1 protein-coding gene is annotated in these 1,928 nt (G+C 61.5%); it reads left to right on the plus strand.

The window, feature by feature from the left end; genetic code table 11:
- Window positions 1-1,928: Tn3 family transposase (locus tag KYG_RS02165; protein WP_008903178.1), on the plus strand; the 1,928-nt coding region annotated here is incomplete at both ends.

Below are 1,928 nucleotides of genomic sequence, written 5' to 3' on the forward strand. Positions count from 1 at the left end.
TGAGCGAGCACCAACGCCGCTCCCTGGTGCGTGAACTGCGGGACGAAGTGGCCCGTTGCGCCGACCGCGATCAACTGCTCGGGAGGGCCCGCCAATGGCTGTACAAGAATAAGCTGGTGATCGTGCACGAGCGGGCCATCCGGACTTTGATTGCGAGCGCACTCACCCAGCTCGAAGCGGAGACAGGTGCTGCAATCGCCGCCAGCGTCGATCCGGCAACCCTTGATCGGTGGCGAACCTCGGTTGCAGAGCTGCGCCCAGATGGACAAACCCAACAAAGCTGGCTGTGGTCGGCGCCGGCCAAGCACTCAACCCGCCAAATCAGCGAGGTACTTGAACGCATCGATCTGCTGTACGAGCTGGACGTTCATAAACACCTGACCGACATCCCCGATCTCATCTTGCGCCGTTACGCGCGCCGACTAGTCTCTCGGCCGCCGTCTGCCGGCGCCAAGATCAAGGAACCCGCGCGCACCGTGGAGGTCGCCTGCTTTCTGCGGTATTGCCTGTTCACCACCACGGACCAGTTGATTTTGATGGTGCAGCGCCGGATTGCCGATCTGTGGCGCCAGACCGCTGCCGAGGTCCCCGCCACCGTCAACTGGGCGGCGATGTACAAAACGCTACTGGCCGAACTCGTGGCCTTGAGCGCCCAGGGCGCTGTGCCGGACGCCGAGCTGCGCGCACGGCTTGAAGCCTTGGTCATCGAAACCCAGAAACGCAAGCCACCCAGTCGGGCCTCCCTTGTGCGCGAAGGATTGATTGATGTCATTCGCCCCGTACGCTCACTGCTTGTGGCAATTGCAAAGCTTCCATGGCAAGCCACCGGAGAGCATCCCACCATCGACGCCCTGACGAAATTGAGCGCCTATTACGCCAGTAACATCAGAAAGTTGCCGGATGGCGTTGTCGCGCCAGGCCTGGGGAAGGTCTGGCAAGCCGCCATATCCAGCCCAGACCGGGAACGGGCGTTTCGGGCATTGGAGGTTGCCACCTTGTTTGCCCTGCGCCGCGCGGTGCGCAATGGATCGGTCTGGATCGAGCACAGCTTGAGTTTTAGGGGCCGTGCACGCCTGTTCTTCACGGACGAACGTTGGAAGGACGAGTCCAAGAAGCACTATGCCCGTCTGTCGCTGCCCGGCAAGGCGGCCACCTTTCTGAAGCCATTGTTGGCCAAGGTAACTGCAGGTGTCGATGCTGTGGCTGCGGCGGCACGCAGTGGCGTACTGCGCGTCGACGATGAACTCCACCTCTCAGTTTTACCCGCCGAAGACGAAGACCCCGAAGTCACCAAGCTACGGGCGGCTTTGGATCACCGCATCGGCGAAGTGCAATTGCCTGAAGTGATTCTGGCCGTTGACGCCCAGGTGCGCTTCAGCTGGATCATGCTCGGCCGTGAACCACGGTCAACAGCGGAACTGCTGATGGTCTATGCCGGCATCATGGCCCACGGCACCAGTCTGACAGCCATCGAATGCGCGCGCATGATTCCGCAGTTGTCTGCCACCAGCATCCGCCAGGCCATGCGCTGGGCACGGGACGAACGCCGTCTGAGTCAGGCTTGCCAGGCGGTGCTGGAGTTTATGCAACGCCACCCGATCGCCACCACTTGGGGCCGTTCAGACCTGGCGTCTTCTGACATGATGAGCATGGAGACAACCAAGCGGGTATGGCAGGCCCGGCTTGATCCCCGGCGCAACACGCCCTCCATTGGCATCTACTCCCATGTACGCGACCGCTGGGGAATCTTTCACGCACAGCCCTTCGTGCTCAATGAGCGCCAAGCTGGCGTGGCCATTGAAGGCGTCATACGTCAGGAACGCCTTGAAACCAGCCAACTGGCGGTGGACACCCACGGCTACACCGATTTTGCGATGGCACTGGCCCGGTTGTTGGGCTTTGATCTTTGCCCGCGGTTGAAGGAATTG

This window comes from Acidovorax sp. NO-1 (genome assembly GCF_000238595.1).
Taxonomy (GTDB): Bacteria; Pseudomonadota; Gammaproteobacteria; order Burkholderiales; family Burkholderiaceae_C; genus Acidovorax.